Here is a 1,403-nt window from a genome sequence, read left to right on the forward strand (position 1 = left end):
ATCGAGTACGACTCAACCTTGCCTGCGTGGAACTACAGCATCCGCTCACGGAACGCCGCATAGCGGGAAGTTATTTCGAGCACGTTCCTAAGCGATTGGTGGGCTTCGATGTCGCCTGGACCAGCATGACGGCAGCCAATGACGAGCCGCCCACTTCTTTGAAGAACTGTTCGTAGCGTGGCGGGAAGCCTTACAGATCTCCCATCGCGGAAATTTGCTGCTTCGCAACATGCCGCATGCGATTATCGGACACATTGGGAAAGGTTGAGCGGGATCCGAAATGTGCGCCACAGCTCACCATCGCGAACCCGGTCAGCCCTCATTCTTACCCAGGGATTAATTCGAGCGGGCTAACCTGGTGGCAGACAGCAGGTCCTGTCCGATGACTGCTGGCAAGACCGGTGGTAATCGCATATTGCACCGCACAACGACATCTGGTATTATTAAAAATCCCCCATTCTGCGCACACTGGACTCCACGGGAGGCATTCCGGCCTCAAATGTCCGTGCGTGATTCCACGATTTCGTTCGCACCCCGACGGGCTTAACCAGCGTCATGTCCGCGACGATCGTCGGCCAATCTGTCGAGGAGAGTGTATTGGCAAATTCAGTTCGCGACGATTCAGCATCTCGCACGATCGCGGTCACATCAAAGACCGGCCACCGCTCTCCAAAAGGAAAGATTCAAGCAGTCGCAACACCGCTGGAGATCGCGTCCATGGCGCGCCAGGACGAGGAGCGTCAACGCCAGATGCGCGCGCTGATCGCGCTTGGCCGCGAGCGCGGTTATCTCACCCACGCGGACATCAACGATCACCTGCCGGACAACTTTACGCAAACTGCGGCGATGGAGACGATCGTCAGCACATTCAGCGACATGGGGGTGACCGTGTACGAGCAGGCGCCGGACGTGGAGACGCTCCTGTTAAGCGACGCCGCGCATGCCGCGGCATCCGACGATCAGGCGGACGAGGAAGCGGAAGCTGCACTGTCGACCGTCGATTCCGAATTCGGCCGCACAACTGATCCGGTCCGACTGTACATGCGCGAAATGGGTGCCCGTGAACTGCTGACCCGCGCCGGCGAAATCGAAATCGCAAAACGCATCGAAGGCGGCTTGCAGGACATGATTCAGGCGATCGCCGCGTGTCCGTCAGTCGTGTCCGCGATTCTTGCCGATGTGGGCCGCATCGTTGCCGGCGAGCTGCGTATCGACGAACTGGTCGATGGCATCAGCGACGACTTGAACGAAAGCGAAATAACGCAAGAGTCCGACGAAGTTCAAGTGGAAGCAGAAGCCTCCGACGATGGCTCTGGTGCAAATAGGCGGTCTGTACGAGATTGTTGTTATATAGAGGATACCTCATCAAGCAGACAGGACGGCCTCCCAGACTGCGGGCGCAG

Annotated in this window: 1 protein-coding gene; it reads left to right on the forward strand. The window is 58.1% G+C overall.

Annotation, left to right across the window (positions count from 1 at the left end):
- Positions 1 to 555: 555 nt before the first annotated feature.
- Positions 556 to 1,403: RNA polymerase sigma factor region1.1 domain-containing protein (locus A3A5_RS39155; protein WP_369797809.1), on the forward strand; the 848-nt coding region annotated here is incomplete at its 3' end.

The sequence above is a fragment of the Cupriavidus sp. UYPR2.512 genome (assembly GCF_000379565.1).
Taxonomy (GTDB): domain Bacteria; phylum Pseudomonadota; class Gammaproteobacteria; order Burkholderiales; family Burkholderiaceae; genus Cupriavidus.